General features: G+C 47.2%; 15 protein-coding genes. 14 read left to right on the forward strand and 1 reads right to left on the reverse strand.

Features of this window, described 5'->3' with window-relative positions:
* Nucleotides 1-5: 5 nt before the first annotated feature.
* From ACRPK8_RS14855 to ACRPK8_RS14880, 6 genes are all read left to right on the forward strand, one after another.
* A complete protein-coding gene (locus ACRPK8_RS14855) occupies nt 6-815 on the forward strand; it encodes a pyruvate, water dikinase regulatory protein (protein ID WP_432238847.1) in 810 nt (269 codons plus the stop codon).
* Between the two features lie 146 nt (nt 816-961).
* On the forward strand, nt 962-2,758 hold the full coding sequence (gene dnaG, locus ACRPK8_RS14860) for a DNA primase (protein WP_432238848.1): 1,797 nt from the start codon (nt 962-964) through the stop codon (nt 2,756-2,758).
* Nucleotides 2,759-2,792: 34 nt separating this feature from the next.
* Nucleotides 2,793-3,878 (forward strand): RNA polymerase sigma factor RpoD, encoded by a 1,086-nt coding sequence (gene rpoD / locus ACRPK8_RS14865; RefSeq protein WP_023467512.1) that lies wholly within the window; start codon nt 2,793-2,795, stop codon nt 3,876-3,878.
* 153 nt (nt 3,879-4,031) lie between these two features.
* Entirely contained in the window at nt 4,032-4,373 is a 342-nt protein-coding gene (cccA, locus tag ACRPK8_RS14870; protein WP_432238849.1) for a cytochrome c550, read from the forward strand.
* 127 nt (nt 4,374-4,500) lie between these two features.
* Nucleotides 4,501-5,217: a tRNA (adenine(22)-N(1))-methyltransferase gene (locus ACRPK8_RS14875; RefSeq protein WP_432238850.1), complete on the forward strand. Its 717-nt coding sequence runs from the start codon at nt 4,501-4,503 to the stop codon at nt 5,215-5,217.
* A complete protein-coding gene (locus ACRPK8_RS14880; protein ID WP_432238851.1) occupies nt 5,217-6,329 on the forward strand; it encodes a Nif3-like dinuclear metal center hexameric protein in 1,113 nt (370 codons plus the stop codon). The genes ACRPK8_RS14875 and ACRPK8_RS14880 overlap by 1 nt, the downstream gene beginning before the upstream one ends.
* 87 nt (nt 6,330-6,416) lie before the next feature.
* Here ACRPK8_RS14880 and ACRPK8_RS14885 read toward each other — a convergent pair whose 3' ends face one another.
* Nucleotides 6,417-7,364, reverse strand: a complete 948-nt coding sequence (locus ACRPK8_RS14885; RefSeq protein WP_432238852.1) for a 4-hydroxy-3-methylbut-2-enyl diphosphate reductase — start codon at nt 7,362-7,364, stop codon at nt 6,417-6,419.
* A 145-nt stretch (nt 7,365-7,509) separates the two neighbouring features.
* On the opposite strand from ACRPK8_RS14885, the gene ACRPK8_RS14890 reads away from it, so the two are divergent.
* The 8 genes from ACRPK8_RS14890 to ACRPK8_RS14925 all read left to right on the forward strand — a co-directional run bounded on the left by ACRPK8_RS14890 (nt 7,510) and on the right by ACRPK8_RS14925 (nt 15,836).
* On the forward strand, nt 7,510-9,273 hold the full coding sequence (locus tag ACRPK8_RS14890; protein WP_432238853.1) for a two-component system sensor histidine kinase NtrB: 1,764 nt from the start codon (nt 7,510-7,512) through the stop codon (nt 9,271-9,273).
* Nucleotides 9,270-10,223: a sugar ABC transporter substrate-binding protein gene (locus tag ACRPK8_RS14895; protein ID WP_432238854.1), complete on the forward strand. Its 954-nt coding sequence runs from the start codon at nt 9,270-9,272 to the stop codon at nt 10,221-10,223. Before ACRPK8_RS14890 ends, ACRPK8_RS14895 begins: the two co-directional genes overlap by 4 nt.
* A 47-nt stretch (nt 10,224-10,270) precedes the next feature.
* Complete coding sequence (locus ACRPK8_RS14900) at nt 10,271-11,623, forward strand: DEAD/DEAH box helicase (protein ID WP_064300313.1); 1,353 nt, start codon at nt 10,271-10,273, stop codon at nt 11,621-11,623.
* Nucleotides 11,624-11,721: 98 nt separating this feature from the next.
* Nucleotides 11,722-12,624 carry a deoxyribonuclease IV gene (locus ACRPK8_RS14905; RefSeq protein WP_432238855.1) on the forward strand — a complete coding sequence of 301 codons (903 nt, stop codon included), beginning with the start codon at nt 11,722-11,724 and terminating at the stop codon, nt 12,622-12,624.
* A gap of 21 nt (nt 12,625-12,645) precedes the next feature.
* Nucleotides 12,646-13,263, forward strand: a complete 618-nt coding sequence (locus ACRPK8_RS14910; RefSeq protein ID WP_432238856.1) for a hypothetical protein — start codon at nt 12,646-12,648, stop codon at nt 13,261-13,263.
* Between the two features lie 168 nt (nt 13,264-13,431).
* Nucleotides 13,432-13,668, forward strand: a complete 237-nt coding sequence (locus tag ACRPK8_RS14915) for a FeoA family protein (protein WP_432238857.1) — start codon at nt 13,432-13,434, stop codon at nt 13,666-13,668.
* Nucleotides 13,665-15,641: a ferrous iron transport protein B gene (gene feoB / locus ACRPK8_RS14920; RefSeq protein WP_432238858.1), complete on the forward strand. Its 1,977-nt coding sequence runs from the start codon at nt 13,665-13,667 to the stop codon at nt 15,639-15,641. The genes ACRPK8_RS14915 and feoB overlap by 4 nt, the downstream gene beginning before the upstream one ends.
* Before the next feature lie 12 nt (nt 15,642-15,653).
* Entirely contained in the window at nt 15,654-15,836 is a 183-nt protein-coding gene (locus ACRPK8_RS14925) for a FeoB-associated Cys-rich membrane protein (protein WP_432238859.1), read from the forward strand.
* The last annotated feature ends 89 nt before the right edge of the window (nt 15,837-15,925 follow it).

A 15,925-nucleotide genomic window follows, 5' to 3' on the forward strand; every position in this document is an offset into this window, starting at 1 on the left:
TCCTGATGCGTCAACGGATTTATGTCGTAAGTGATTCTGTCGGAGAGACGTGTGAACTCGTCGTCCGTGCAGCTGCTATTCAGTTTCCGGAACAAGCCATCGAAACGGTTCGTATTCCATTCGTCGATGATGATCAAGTCATTTATGACTTGGTTCTCCACGCTAAGGAAGAACAAGCGACGATTGCCTTTACGATCGTCCATGCGACGCATCGGCGTTTGCTTGCCGATACAGCGCGGGCGCACGGGGTAAAGGCGATCGACTTACTGGGTCCATTGCTCGATACGATGGAAGACCGTTTGCAGATGCAGCCGAAGGAAGAACCCGGATTGATCTATCGCTTGGATGAAGAGTATTTCCGAAAAATCGAAGCGGTCGAATTTGCTGTCAAATATGACGATGGACGTGATCCAAAAGGGATCAAACGGGCGGATATCGTCCTAATCGGTGTATCGCGGACATCGAAGACACCTCTTTCGCAGTACTTGGCGTTAAAACGATATAAAGTAGCAAACGTGCCACTCGTACCTGAATCGATCCCACCGGAAGAGTTGTTCGATATTCCAAAAGAAAAGTGTTTTGGATTACTCATCTCTCCGGAGAAGTTAATCGATATTCGGATGGAACGGTTGCGCTCTTTAGGTTTGAAGCCAGAAGCGGCATACGCCCAAATGGATCGGATCAACCGCGAACTCGAATATGCTCGCAATCTGTACGAACGCATCGGGTGTCAAGTCATCGATGTGACGAACAAAGCAGTTGAGGAGACCGCGAACTTGATTTTGACCGGTATTTCCGGAAATGCACATGACTAGTCAAGCGGTCAGGAACATAGTATACTTGTTTAGCTGATAAATGAGATAATGCCCTTTTTCTAATGAAACGGAACGAGTCATCGTTCCGTTTCATTGCGGGTATGGTCATGTAAGGATAAGTTCTCAAGGAAAGGGGAGAGGACGGAATGAAGCGAATTCCTGATGAAATCGTCGATCAGGTCCGGCAAGCGACGGACATCGTCGAATTGATTTCAGAACGTGTAGAATTAAAAAAACAAGGGAATCGATATTCAGGGCTATGCCCGTTTCATTCTGAGAAATCACCTTCCTTTTCTGTTTCGCCCGATAAAGGGATGTACTATTGTTTCGGATGTGGAGCAGGCGGAAATGCCATCACGTTCGTCATGGAAACAGAAGGAATGAGTTTCAAGGAAGCCGTCTCGAAATTAGCTGACCGAAACGACGTCACACTTCCGGAACTGGAACCTGATCGATTTGAACAGTCGGAATCGACACCGGAGCAAGAAAAGAAGTTTCGGATGCGCGAAGCACACCGAATCGTCACCGAGTTGTATCATGAGGTGTTAATCCAGACGGAAGCAGGCGACGCGGGACGCGTCTATTTAGAGAATCGCGGTATCCGTGAAGGTGCGATGCGTGAATTTCGTCTCGGTTATGCACCAGATCAAGATCGTTTTACAGTAGATTCCTTGACACGACGCGGATTTGATTTAGATGAGATGGTCGAAGCGGGATTGATTTCAATCGGACGCGATGGCGATTATCGAGACCGCTTCAACGGTCGAGTCGTATTCCCGATTTCCGATCGTGATGGCACGATCGTCGGATTCAGTGGACGCTCGATTGACGGTCGTGATCCGAAGTATGTCAATACGGCGGAAACTCCTTTGTTCAATAAAAGTGAGTTACTGTTCGGATTTGCTCAAGCAAGAGGCGCGATGCGTAAAATCAAACAAGTCGTTCTTGTGGAAGGCAATCTAGATGTTGTGCGCGTCGCTCAAGCGGGTATACCTTATACGGTAGCCTCTTTAGGAACAGCGTTAACACCTGTTCATGCCCAAAACCTAGCACGGATCGTCGATGAAGTCATCATCTGTTATGACGGAGACAAGGCAGGGCGTGCAGCGACGTTAAAAGCGTTGCAATTGCTTGAAGCGGCAGCTGTCGACTGTTCCGTCATCCGACTCCCGGATGGCGAAGATCCGGATTCCTTCATTGGGAATCAAGGAGAAGACACCTTTTTACACTGGATTGAACAAGAACGAGTTTCAAGTCTTGAATTCAAATCTTTTTATTTTCGACAAGGAAAAAACTTGCGATTAGAAGGAGAACGCGTTCGATATATTGAAACTATGCTTGAAGAGATTGGTCGAACATCCAATCCGTTGTTACGGGATATTTATGTAGGAAAACTTTCTGAGGAATTTAAACTTTCGAAAGACTCCTTGCTCGCACAAGTGCGTCCAACCGTTCAACAGCCGAAAAGAGAGCAAGTCGTCTCTAATCGCCCAGCGGCTTTACCCGCAGCACCACCTGACCGAACGTTCGCGAACTGGAAAAAGGCAGAACGCTTTTTGCTTGCTTACATGATTCGCTCGGAAGAAGTCTGTCTTGAAGTGCGCGAACAACTGGGTGTCCAATTCAATGATCCGGCACATCAACTGATTGCCGGCAAGTTATATGAATTTTACGGGACGGATACACAAGGAAGTCCGGATCGTTTCTTGACGATGTTACACGATGCTTCCTTGCAACGAATCGTAGCAGATTTAGAATTCATGCTGATGCCTGAATATGACCCTGATCTGCTCAGTCACTATGTTCGTGCCGTCCAAAATGAGCGGCAGCGCAGGCTGCTTGAAGAAGAAAAGTCACGTTTGAATCAACAAACAGATATCCGTGCCCAAGCGGAGCTGATGCAGGCGATCATTGAACGAAAGCGTCGTTTAAAAGATCGGTGACCTGCTGCATGATGTGGAAGGAGTGTATGGTTCGATGGCAGAAAAAGCAAGATCAGAAGCTGAATTACTCCGTCTCGCGAAAGAGGAACTCATCGCGCTCGGACATAAAAATGGGGAATTGTCACACCAGAAAATCGAGGATAAACTGAGTTCGTTCGAATCGATGGATGCCCAGCAATTCGAAGAGTTCCTTCAATTACTCGAAACGGAAGGCATCAAGGTCAACAATGATGGTACAGGAGATGAAAAAGAAGAGGCGGATCTAAACGATCTGTCTGTTCCTCCTGGCGTCAAGATCAACGATCCTGTCCGGATGTATCTAAAAGAAATCGGTCGCGTTGACCTGTTGAATGCAGAAGACGAAGTCGAACTCGCGAAACGGATTGAGCAAAACGACGAAGAGGCGAAAAAACGGTTGGCTGAAGCGAACTTACGTCTCGTCGTTTCGATTGCGAAGCGTTATGTCGGACGCGGTATGCTGTTCCTTGATTTGATTCAAGAAGGCAACATGGGTCTGATCAAGGCGGTCGAGAAATTCGACTATACGAAGGGATACAAATTCTCGACGTATGCAACATGGTGGATCCGTCAAGCGATCACACGTGCGATCGCTGACCAAGCGCGGACAATCCGGATTCCGGTCCATATGGTCGAAACGATCAATAAACTGATCCGTGTTCAACGTCAACTCTTGCAAGATCTCGGACGCGAACCATCACCAGAAGAGATTTCGAAAGAGATGGAAATCACACCGGAAAAAGTCCGTGAAATCCTGAAAATCGCGCAGGAGCCGGTTTCTCTAGAGACGCCGATCGGGGAAGAGGACGATTCACATCTCGGTGATTTCATCGAGGATCAGGATGCAACGGCACCACAAGATGCTGCTGCATACGAACTCTTGAAAGAACAGCTTGAAGATGTCCTTGATACTCTGACGGATCGTGAAGAGAACGTCCTTCGTCTTCGATTCGGACTCGATGACGGTCGGACACGGACGCTTGAAGAAGTCGGTAAAGTATTCGGCGTCACGCGGGAGCGGATTCGTCAAATCGAAGCAAAAGCGCTTCGGAAACTCCGTCATCCGAGTCGTTCAAAACGTTTGAAAGATTTCCTCGATTAATTCAAAGTGTGAAGAATATATGAAATTTTAGTGGGAAGGAAGAAAAAAGTTTCGTTTTTTTCTTCCTTCCCTGTTTTTTTTACAGTAGAATAGTAACGGGGAATACCATTCAGTCACCAACTTGGTTGGGTATAGAATATGGGGGGAATCCAAATGCGTAATCCATTAGTACCGTTCGCGGCGATCGCAGTTATCGCCATCATCGCTATGATTTCATTGTCTTACTTTGGGGTCGATCAGGTGAAGGAAGCTCGCAAAGGGCCGTCAACTACAGAAATGAAGCCAGAAGACTTGTTCGCATCAAAAGGGTGCACAGGATGTCACGGTGGAAACTTAGAAGGCGGCGTTGGTCCGAATTTAACAAAAATCGGTGCGAAGCTGAAAGAAGAAGAAATCAAAGATATCGCAATGAACGGTAAAGGGCAAATGCCTGGCGGTCTTGCGAACGACGAAGAAGCAGAAGTCTTAGCCAAATGGTTAGCTGCTAAGAAATAACGACAGAAGCATCTATCTCTTTATGAGATGGATGTTTTTTTGTTGGGAGCAATAGTTTCTTTTTGAGCGTAAATCCGCTATTTTTAAGAGAGAGTTTTTTGGAAGAACAGGAAGGATGAAAAAAATCATGCAAAAGAACGTCGTATTGGATCAACGACTCCAAAAAGTCGTTTCATACATTCCCCAGGGAGCCATTCTCGCGGATATCGGATCGGACCATGCCTTTGTTCCGTGTTTTTGTATCCAACAAAAAAAAATTGAGCGTGCGATTGCTGGTGAAGTCAATGAAGGACCGATGGAGGCTGCAAAAGGACAAGTGGCGCTCGTCGGACTGGAATCTTTGATTGATGTCCGCCTTGGAAGCGGCTTATCCGTCTTACAGCCGGGAGAAGCGACGGCAATCACGATTGCTGGTATGGGGGGAACCTTGATCGCTTCGATTCTTGAAGAAGGCAAGGATCGTCTATCGGGAGCAGAGCGGTTGATCTTACAACCGAATGTCGATGCAGGAGATATCAGGAACTGGTTACTTACACATTCGTACGCTTTATTATCAGAAGCTATCGTTGAAGAAAACGGAAAGATTTATGAAATTCTTGTCGCAGAGTGCGGAGAAGAGACGCTTTATTCAGAAGAGGAATCGACACGTCAATGGGAACTGTTCTTTGGTCCCCAGTTGATGCGAGAGCGAGCACCAGAGTTCGTCAAGAAATGGCAGACAGAGAAACGAAAACGAGAATACATTTTGCAACAGATGAAACAAGGTCAAACGACAGAAGGATTATCTGAAAAAATCGAGGCGATGGAACAGTTGATTCGAAAAATGGAAGAGGTGACGAACTGATGGCGAATGGTCAATACATCATTGAACAATTTGAAGCCTTCTCTCCGAAAAAATTTGCACTAGAAGGTGACCCGATTGGTTTGCAGATTGGGACGTTGAATAAAGAAGTCAAACGTGTCCTCGTTACCCTGGATGTTCTAGAATCGGTCGTCGATGAAGCGATTGAGAAGCAAGTGGATTTAATCATCGCGCATCACCCGCCGATTTTCAGTAAATTGGCGAATGTAACGGATCGCTCAGCGACGGGACGAATCGTGATGAAATGCATGCAGCACGACATTGCTGTTTATGCCGCACATACGAATTTGGACGTCACACCCGGCGGCGTCAATGACTGGATGGCGGAAGCGCTTGGTTTAGAGACGTGCGAGGTCCTAGCGCCGACGTTTGAAAATACGCGATATAAGTTAAGTGTTTTCGTACCGGATGAAGCTGTGGAATCCGTCTCTAGAGCACTTGCGGAGGCGGGAGCAGGTCAAGAAGGGGACTATCGTGATTGTCAGTTTCATGTCAGTGGAACGGGACAATTCCGTCCTTCAATGGAAGCCACGCCTTACATTGGCGAAGCAGGGGAATTAGAACGTGTCTCCGAGGTCCGGATTGAGACGATCGTGACGGAATTGAATCAGAAACAGGTCATCCGAGCGATGAAACAGGCGCATCCATATGAAGAGGTCGCTTATGATCTGATCCGGCAGGAACGACCAGCTGCCCCGCTTGGGCTAGGTCGGATCGGTCAGTTGTCCGAATCAATGACGTTGCGGTCATTCGCGGAGCATGTAAGGCAAGTTTTCGGAGTTCAAAATCTTCGTTTTGTCGGAGATGAGGAGCGCCTCATCCGAAAAGTCGCAGTGCTTGGCGGAGATGGTAATAAATATGTATCAGCCGCAGCCTTTGCGGGAGCCGATGTACTTGTGACGGGAGATTTGTATTTTCATGTGGCGCATGACGCGCTGGCACTCGGGGTAGCTGTCGTCGATCCGGGACACCACGTGGAATCGGTCATGAAAGAAGGGGTCGTTCGCGAACTGACCCGACGTTTTAAAGAGAAGAAAATCGATGCGGAGTTAATCGTTTCATCCGCCAATACGAATCCGTTCCAGTTCTTGTGACGATTGGAGGAAGGGGAACCTGTTAATAGAACGATGAAGAAAAGCCCGAGTCGCGTGCGACTCGGGCTTTTCTTATGGGTAGACAGATTAAAGTACTTTTACTTTCGGCAAGATGCGCCGTAACTCAAGGAACGGTGTCTTATCGTGCGTACTAATGTCTGCAGGATCATATTGTTGCAGGAAGTCGATGACTTTTTTCGTAATTGGTGTCGGTGTCGAAGCACCGGATGTCACACCGACTTGCGTCACATCTTTGAGCCAAGCGAGATCAAGTTCTGTCAGGTCGCCGATGCGATGTGCAGGTGTACCTGCGATATCGAACGAGACTTGTGCTAAGCGGTTTGAGTTGTTCGAACGTGGATCCCCGACGACGATGACGAGATCACAATCGCCTGCTTGTTCGGCTACCGCTTCTTGACGGACTTGCGTAGCGTTACAGATTTCATTGTGTACTTCCACGTGTGGATATTTACGACGGACGTGTTCCATTAAGGCTTGAACATCCCATTGACTCATCGTCGTCTGATTCGTGACGATGATTTTTTTATGAGCGAGTTGCTCCGGAAGTTCCTCGATGTCTTCAATCTTTTCGATAAGATGAACGTGTTCCGGTGCTACCCCAACTGCACCTTCCGGCTCCGGGTGACCGTGCTTCCCGACGTAGATGACTTCATAATCATCAGCGACGACTTGACGAATCAAATCGTGCGTCCGCGTGACGTCAGGACATGTCGCATCGACGACGTGCAGATTTTTTTCAGCGGCACGTGCATAGACAGCAGGTGAAATCCCATGGGCTGTGAAGATGACTGTTCCTTCTTGAATCGTCTCTAACGCTTCGAGACGATCAGGACCGTCGACAGTGATGACACCCATGTTTTCGAATTCCCGTGTCACGTGAGCGTTATGGACGATCATTCCCAAAATGTGAATCGGACGTGGTAAGTCTTTATTCAGCGCCGCTTGTTGTGCAAGCTTCATCGCATCGACGACACCGTAACAATAGCCACGAGGGCTGATTTTTTTTACTAGCATAGTTATGGATTCTCCCTTTGTGAAAAAGAATGATTAGTTAGAGTGTACCATTGATTCGTTATGAATGAAAATAGAGGAGTCTGTTTCAGGAACAGAACATGCTATACTAATGAAGTTGTCAATTATTCAAAAGGGAGGCGAACGGATGGAGTCTAAGAAAATGATGCGGTCTTATTTCTTTCAAATTACCGCTGTTTTATTCATCCTGATTTGTCTTGTCATTTCAGCGCTTGCCTTCACTGCGGACCGCGTGACGATCTCAAGGGTCGAACAGCAAACGGAGAAACAGAGCGAAAAAAGTGTCGAGGTCTCAGGAAACGCGATTCGCGACAACATCGGGAATTTGCATGAAGAGATCATGAGCTTGCAGTTGAATGTCAAAAACCCTGAAAAACTGGAACAGAAAATCGAAGAATCTAATTTACTCGATATCGATACCGGCTTTAAGAGCTTTTTCTATTTTGATCGACAGACGAAACAATTCACTTGGTTCTCAAGTGATGACCGTCAAGTGAAGAATAGTGTCATCCTGAAGGATGATGACTTCCTTCAGACTCTGACAAGTACTGATTTCCATATGAGTCAACTGTACACGATGGGGTCGGATGCCGTGACGTATATGTTCGTTCCTGTACGTGATGGGAATGAACGGGTCGGAGTCTTCGGGGGTGGATTGAGTGTCATGAACTCGATCGTCTTCCGGAACTCACTCGAGTCGTTCGATGATCAGACGATTGCGTATCTATTCAATAGTAAGAAACAGTTGCTTTCCACATCGAGTAACCTCGTAACAGATGCAGAACGCGTCCTATCCCAAAGTGTGATCGATCGCGCTTTTCAATCGATCGAGCCTTCTGAAATTTTCAGCACGAATCAGGATATGTATTATTTTGCGAAGGATTTGAAAGTGACGGACTGGAAAATTCTCGTCCGAACACCGCGAAATGTCTTTTATGAACCGGTCTACACGACACGTCAACAGTATTTGATCATTGCAGCGCTGACGCTCGTCCTCAGTTTGATCGTCGGGTATTTAATGTCGAGACAGTTGACGGCACCTTTGCTAGAACTCGTGCACAAGATTGAAAAAAGTACTTCCCCCGAACCGATTGTCCTCGAACGAGCGGGATCGAACGAGGTCAAGACGCTCGTTGCTGCTTATAATGAGTATGCACAACGGATGGAAAACGCACGGCTGGAACAGTTAAGTCAACAACAAACGATGTTGCATCAGGAGAAATTAGCCTCGCTCGGTCAACTAGCTGCCGGAATCGCCCATGAAATTCGTAATCCGTTGACGCCGGTCAAGATGACGTTGCAGTTATTGGCAGCAGAAAAAGACCGAGAGACAGAAATGCTCGTTCTCGCCCTATCGGAACTGGACCGTGCGAACGGAATGATTCAAACGATGCTGGATTTGTCAAAAGGTGAGAATAATGCGCTTCAAAAAACGACGATTGATATGAATGATTTAATGAAGAAGTTGACATACATCCTAGAAGCGGAGGCGCATCAGTATGAAGCGGATTGTAAAATCTATACGCCGTCATTCATGCCAAAGATTTATGCCTCAGAGGAAGGGATTTTACAGATTTTAGCAAACTGTGTTCGAAATGCGCTACAAGCCGTAGCCTTCAAAGGACCTGATGGCATATGTCATCTGCATGTCCACGTCTATCCGGAAGAGGTCGTCTTCATCGTTCAGGATAACGGAATCGGAATGGACGGGGATCAAATCGATCATGTCGGTCAAGCGTTCAAGACATCGAAAGTCGATGGGAATGGTCTTGGGCTCTTCATGTCCAAACAAATCGTCCGCGACCACAAGGGGAAAATGATTTTTGATAGTAAGCCGGGTGTGGGAACAACGATTCAAGTCCATTTACCTCGAAAGGAGCAAGCGGAATGAAATTCAATAAGGCCTGGTTATTTGTCCTGATTGTCTGGATTTCATCCGTCCTGTTCATCTCCAATCTGTTCGTCAATCCGGATCCGAGTCCACGTCGCCATGTAATCGGTTTTACGATTGTCAACGATAAGCACGAGTTTGCGCAACGCCTTGTCCGTGCATTCAAGGAACAAGCAAAAGCGAATCGTTACGAGGCGGTTGTTGCGACGTCGCATAATTCGCGGATTAACGAGCGGGAACAGATTCGGGAATTCATTCAAATGAAGGTCGATGCGATTTTTGTGACGACACTGGACGATGTGTATATTGCCAGTACATTAGAAGAAGCGGCGCGTGCCGGGATTCCGGTGTTCGCCATCGATCGATTGATCCGTTCCGATGCCGTCGTCAGTTCAATCACATCAAACAATCAGTTGATCGGAGAACAGCTCGCTTCATTCATCAAACATGAACGGATTAAACTGACGGGGCAGGCCACTGCCGATATCGTTGAAGTGACAGGTACGGCGAACGTGAATACGACGAATGAACGGCACCGGGGATTTCTGACCGGAATCGAACGGGAAACGAACTTACGGATCGTCGAGTCCGTCAATGGAGACTATGATCCCGTCACTTCGGAAAAAGTCATGACCCAAGTCATCAAGTCGGGCATTTCGTTTGACGCCGTCTATTGTCACAATGACGATATCGCACTCGGTGTCCTTGAAGCATTGAAAAAAGCAGGTATTAAAGGAAAAATAGTTGTCGGCATCGACGGGAATCGTGCTATATTAGAAGCTGTTGACATGAAATCGATGGATGCGACGGTCGTCCAGAGTGCTGATGAGATGATGAAAGTCGCCTTCAGTGCATTGAAGCTTCATACGAAAAACAAAAAGATTCCAACTCGTTTTTATACGTACTCCTATCTGTATGACGGTAGTAGACCCATAACCATGTTGAACTAATCGAGAGGCGGATGCCTCAGCAAATAAGGAAAGGACGGTGTCAATTCATGAATGGATTCAGCCATTATCAATTACACCCGTTCGTCATCGAAGCACTCGATGACGCCCGCATCACAAAACCGACCGATATTCAGTCACGAATCATCCCGGCTGCAGTAAAGGGACGCGATATCATCGGTCAATCACAGACCGGAACAGGGAAAACGTTATCGTTCCTTCTTCCAATCGTTCAGAACGTTGATCCAAAACTGCAAGAGTTACAAGCGATCATCGTTGCGCCGACACGCGAGCTCGCTTGGCAAATTCACGAGGAATTGAAATCCTTGCTCGTCAAAGAACCAGACTTCATCAAGACGAGCCTTATTACGGGCGGGATGGACCGCGAACGCCAAATCGGTCGTGTGAAAGTCTCACCACAAATCGTCATCGGAACACCGGGACGTATTCTAGATTTATTCAAGGAACAAGCATTGAAGCCGCATTTCGTGAAGCACTATGTCATCGATGAAGCGGATCAAATGCTCGACATGGGCTTCTTGCCGGAAGTTGACCGGATTGCTCAAGCTCTTCCTGAACAGCTTCAGATGATGGTCTTCTCAGCAACGATTCCTGAGAAATTACAACCGTTCCTGAAAAAATATATGAACAATCCGCGTTACGCGCACGTGGATCCAAAGCAACAGACAGCGAAGAAAATCGTTCATCATACGATTCCGGTCAAGCACCGTGAGCGTTCACAATTGACGTTGAAGGTCGCGAAAGCACTGAATCCGTATATCTGTCTCATCTTTACGAACACAAAAGCGGAAGCGATCGAAGTCGAAGCGTTGTTCTTAGAAGCAGGACTCAATGTCGGTTCTCTTCACGGAGATCTTCCGGCACGTCGTCGTAAACAAGCCATCAAAGAAATCAACGATGCGAAGTATCAATATGTCATCGTGACGGATCTTGCTGCACGCGGAATTGATATTTCAGGCGTCTCACACGTCATCAATCACGGCATTCCGAAAGATTTGGACTTCTACGTTCACCGTGTCGGTCGGACAGGTCGTGTCGATCAAGACGGATTGGCATATACGTTGTTTGAAGATCACGAGAACGGCATGATCAACCGCTTAGAGGACCGTGGCATTCAATTTACGAACGTTGATGTCAAAGGCAGTCAAATCGTCGAAGTCAAAGAACGTCGTCGTGCGAAACCGCATATGAAGACTGCTGTCTCGAAGACAGCCCATAGTCGTTTATCTGGTGAAGCGGCAAAAGCGAAAAAACGCGTTAAACCAGGTTATAAGAAGAAACACCAATATAAATTAAAAGAAACAGCAAAACGTGAACGCATCAAAGAACAACGTGGTGTCGGTCGCGCACAACGTAAAGAAAACGCACGCAAATCAAAATAACATCGTCGATGACACCCGTGAAATGAAAAAACATTTTTCGGGTGTCTTGTCGTTTTCAAGATTTGGTACACTGATAAAAGAGAAAGGTGGAGTAAAACATGAAAATAGGTTCACACGTCTCCGTTTCGGGGAAAAAAATGTTGTTAGGTGCAAGCGAGGAAGCAGCGTCTTATGGTGCAACGACGATGATGGTCTATACAGGAGCACCTCAAAATACACGCCGTAAGCCGATGGAAGAGTTACGGATTCCAGAAGCTTTGCAACATATGAGTGCTAATGGAATAGAGGAAATCGTCGTACACGCGCCGTATATCATTAATTTAGGAAATACGACGAAACCAGAAACGTTCGAGCTAGCGGTCTCCTTTTTAGCAGCTGAGATTGAACGAGCAGAGGCGTTAGAGAAAGCGCAGCATATCGTATTACACCCAGGTGCGCACGTAGGTGCTGGAGAAGAGGTCGGAATCAAACGCATCATTGAAGGTCTCAATGAAGTGCTGACTGGCGAAGAGAAGGTCAAGATTGCACTTGAGACGATGGCTGGAAAGGGTTCTGAGATCGGAAAGACCTTCGAGGAGCTCGCTCAAATCATCGAAGGCGTCACGCATCATGATCGTCTATCCGTCTGTCTCGATACCTGTCACGTGCATGACGCGGGGTATGATATCGTTCATGACTTAGATAGTGTCCTTGAACAATTCGACCGGATCGTCGGACTGGATCGACTTGGTGTCATTCACGTAAACGATTCGAAGAACGTCCGCGGCGCTCGGAAGGACCGTCATGAAAACATCGGCTTTGGTGAGATTGGATTTGATACATTGCACCGTGTCGTACATCATCCTGCACTTGCTCATTTGCCAAAAATTTTAGAGACACCGTATATTGGTCTCGATCCAAAGAAAAAAGTTGCACCCTATAAAGAAGAAATTGAAATGTTACGTTCAGGTGCATTTGATGCCGATTGGCGTTTACCGATTCTAGGTGCACCGGTCGAATAAACTCATAAAGGGGTGTCTGTGATGTGTCATGTACTCGTCGTCGATGAAGCGAGCTTTTCGATTCGAAAAGCCGTCGTTCATTATTATGAAACGAAGGAACCGTTTTATCTGCCTGGCGATTTAACAGAAGGAGAAGAAGTATTTTTGGCAACGAAAGAGGGCATCTTTGCCTTCGCTGAAGCACTCTTCACAGAGTATACGACACGTCCGGAGGATCCGTTTTGGCGCATTGAGTCGGATGGATCGGAAGCATCATATGTGTGTCTAGATTTGATTAGTGTAGATTTACGTCATCCGTTACTCGGTCGTCCGCTTGAGCAACTGGGTATGCCATCGGGATCGATAGACGGAAAAACGCGAATGAAATTACTTGAATCTTGGCAGTTTGGTTACTTCGAAGCGGATGTTCAAACACTTGATCAGGCAAAACAACGACGAACAGAACGGTTCAACGAACGGAATCATCTTGAGCCGGTAGCGCGTCAATGTGCCTTCTGCAACGAAGCGCGACAGTCCCTGCTTGAGTGGCATGTGACACCTGATGGGTACCAGACAGTTTGTCCGACGTGTCACCGGTGGTTACATCAACAGATGCATCAGGCGGTTGATACAGCGGCTGCAACTGAAGAACATGATTAAATGGACATACCTGCTTTCTGCCGGTTCATCGGAGGAAGCAGTTTTTTGGTTACAACACATTTTGATGATGTATTTACTGAATTCCTATGTAACTGAAGAAGTGATGGTGGTATAATCAGGAATGATAATTGTTATCAATGAATGGACAGATAAAATGGGGGAGCAGGAATGATGGATTTAGCGACGGTTCCAATGAACCAGCCAGTCGTAATGACGAACATGAATCGGATTGAAGATCGATTACGCCGCCGTTTGCTGGCGCTTGGTTTTTATGAAGGCTGTCCGGTCATCGTTCGGCGAAAAGCAATATTTCAAGGTCCTATGACAATCGAACAACAGGATCATCATCAAATGGTCGCCATCCGCCGGAGTGATGCGAAACGAATTGAGGTGTATGTGCCATGACACAACGAATAGCATTACTCGGAAATCCGAATACCGGAAAAACATCGTTGTTCAATCGATTGACGAATTCCTATGCACATGTGGGGAACTGGTCGGGTGTCACTGTCGATAAAAAGGTTGGACAACTTCGCGGTAATCGCGGACAACTGATTGATTTACCCGGTGTCTACGACCTGGATCCTTTATCCGCAGATGAAGCCGTCGTCGCACGCTTTTTGATGGAAGATGCGTTCGATTCGATGATCAATATCATCGATGCGTCACAGCTGGAGCGAAATTTGCAATTGACGGCACAGTTATTAGAAATCGGAAAACCGCTCCAAATCGGTTTGAACATGATGGATGTTGCGGATCATCGCGGTATGATCGTGGATCCCGTGCGACTGGCAAAGGTTTTGCAAGTTGATGTCTTTCCGATCGTAGCCCGGACAGGGGACGGATGTGAGGTATTGTTGTCATCCTTACAACAGGAATCACAATCTGCTTTACGGATCGACTATGGTCCGGAAACCGAACAGGCGATTGAGGATATCCTCGGAATCGTCGAGCTACCAGAAATGGAGCGGTGGATGGCTGTCCAATATCTAGCGGGTAATCGAGTGTTCGTAGAGACATTCGAACAACGTTCACCGGATATTGCGGCAATTCGTAAACAACTGGAGCAACAACTCGGTCGTTTCGTTCATGCGCACATCACGGAGTGTCGTCGGAACTGGGCAGTCGCGACGAGAGCGGCTGTCGTCACGGAGGAACAGAAAGCGAGAACGAACTGGACGGAACGGATTGATGCTGTCGTCACACATCCGATTCTAGGGTTACCGATCTTTTTCGCGATACTTTATCTATTGTTTCATGTGACGTTTAACTGGATCGGGTCGCCGATGTCGGATTTACTGGACGGATTCATTGCTGGACCGCTCTCGACAGGTTTAGTGAGTCTATTGGGGTTTCTTGGAGCATCACAATTCATCCAGGATCTACTCGTTGAAGGTGTCGTGGCCGGGGTAGGTGGGGTACTTGTATTCGTTCCGCAAATCTTCGTCCTCTTCTTCTTCATCTCGTTTTTAGAGGACTCGGGTTACATGGCACGGGTTGCAATCGTCATGGATCGTTTCATGCAAATGGTCGGCTTGAACGGAAAAAGCTTCATTCCGATGATCATTGGCTTCGGCTGTAATGTACCAGGCATCATGGCTGCCCGCTCAGTCGAAGAAGAGCGCGAACGGTTAGTGACGATCTTCATCTCACCGTTCATGTCGTGTTCTGCCCGTCTGCCGATTTACGCAGTATTTGCGGGAAGTTTCTTTGCGGCGAACCAGGCACTTGTCGTCTTATCGCTTTATATCCTCGGAATCGTTTTAGCGCTCATCGCAGCAAAAGTCTTCTCAAAAGTGTTAGCGGCAGAGGATGCAACAAGTCTATTCTTGGTCGAACAACCGCCGTACCGGATTCCGCAAGGCTTAACTTTATGGCGAAGCACCTGGCAAAAAGGGAAAGGATTCGTTCGAAAGGCTGGAACGTTCATCTTTGGAGGATCGGTCATTATTTGGTTGCTTGCCTATACAGGACCTGGCGGCATCGATGTCAATATGAATGATAGTTTTCTAGCGCTGATCGGCGGCGTGATTGCAACGGTCCTCGTCCCGCTCGGATTCGGAACGTGGCAGGCGGGTGCGGCACTCATTACGGGTTTTCTTGCGAAAGAGGTCGTTGTCTCGACGATGGCCATCATCTACGCCGTCAATGAGTCGGAACTCGGTCGTCATATCGCCCAACAGTTTACACCGCTCAGTGCATACAGTTTCATGGTATTCGTCCTGTTGTATGTACCGTGTCTAGCGACCGTCGCAGTCATCCGGCGAGAAGTCGGGAGTGCGAAATGGACATGGATTGCTAGTTTATATGGCTTATTCGTCGCTTACGGGGTGGCGTTCATCATTTATCAAACAGGACAATGGTTAGGATTCGCATAAGGGGGAGAACAGATGCATTTCATCGATATACTCATCGGACTGATCGTCTTTGGTTATGCTGGTTTTTCACTTGTTCGCTTTACGAAAAAAGCGAAAAAAGGGAAATGTGCGACATGTGAAGTGGAACCCACTTGTCAGACGGCATGCGACGAGGTCAACTGGGATCGTGTGATCGCCGAAGCCTTAAAAAAATAAAAAAACGTTCGTTCTGAACTGCTCCCTGTCAAGTAGACAGGACAAATAATAAAAATTCTTTAAACGGCTTGAGCTCTGTATTCTAACGG

It is taken from the genome of Exiguobacterium sp. TDN 0502 (assembly GCF_050846835.1).
Classification (GTDB): domain Bacteria; phylum Bacillota; class Bacilli; order Exiguobacteriales; family Exiguobacteriaceae; genus Exiguobacterium_A.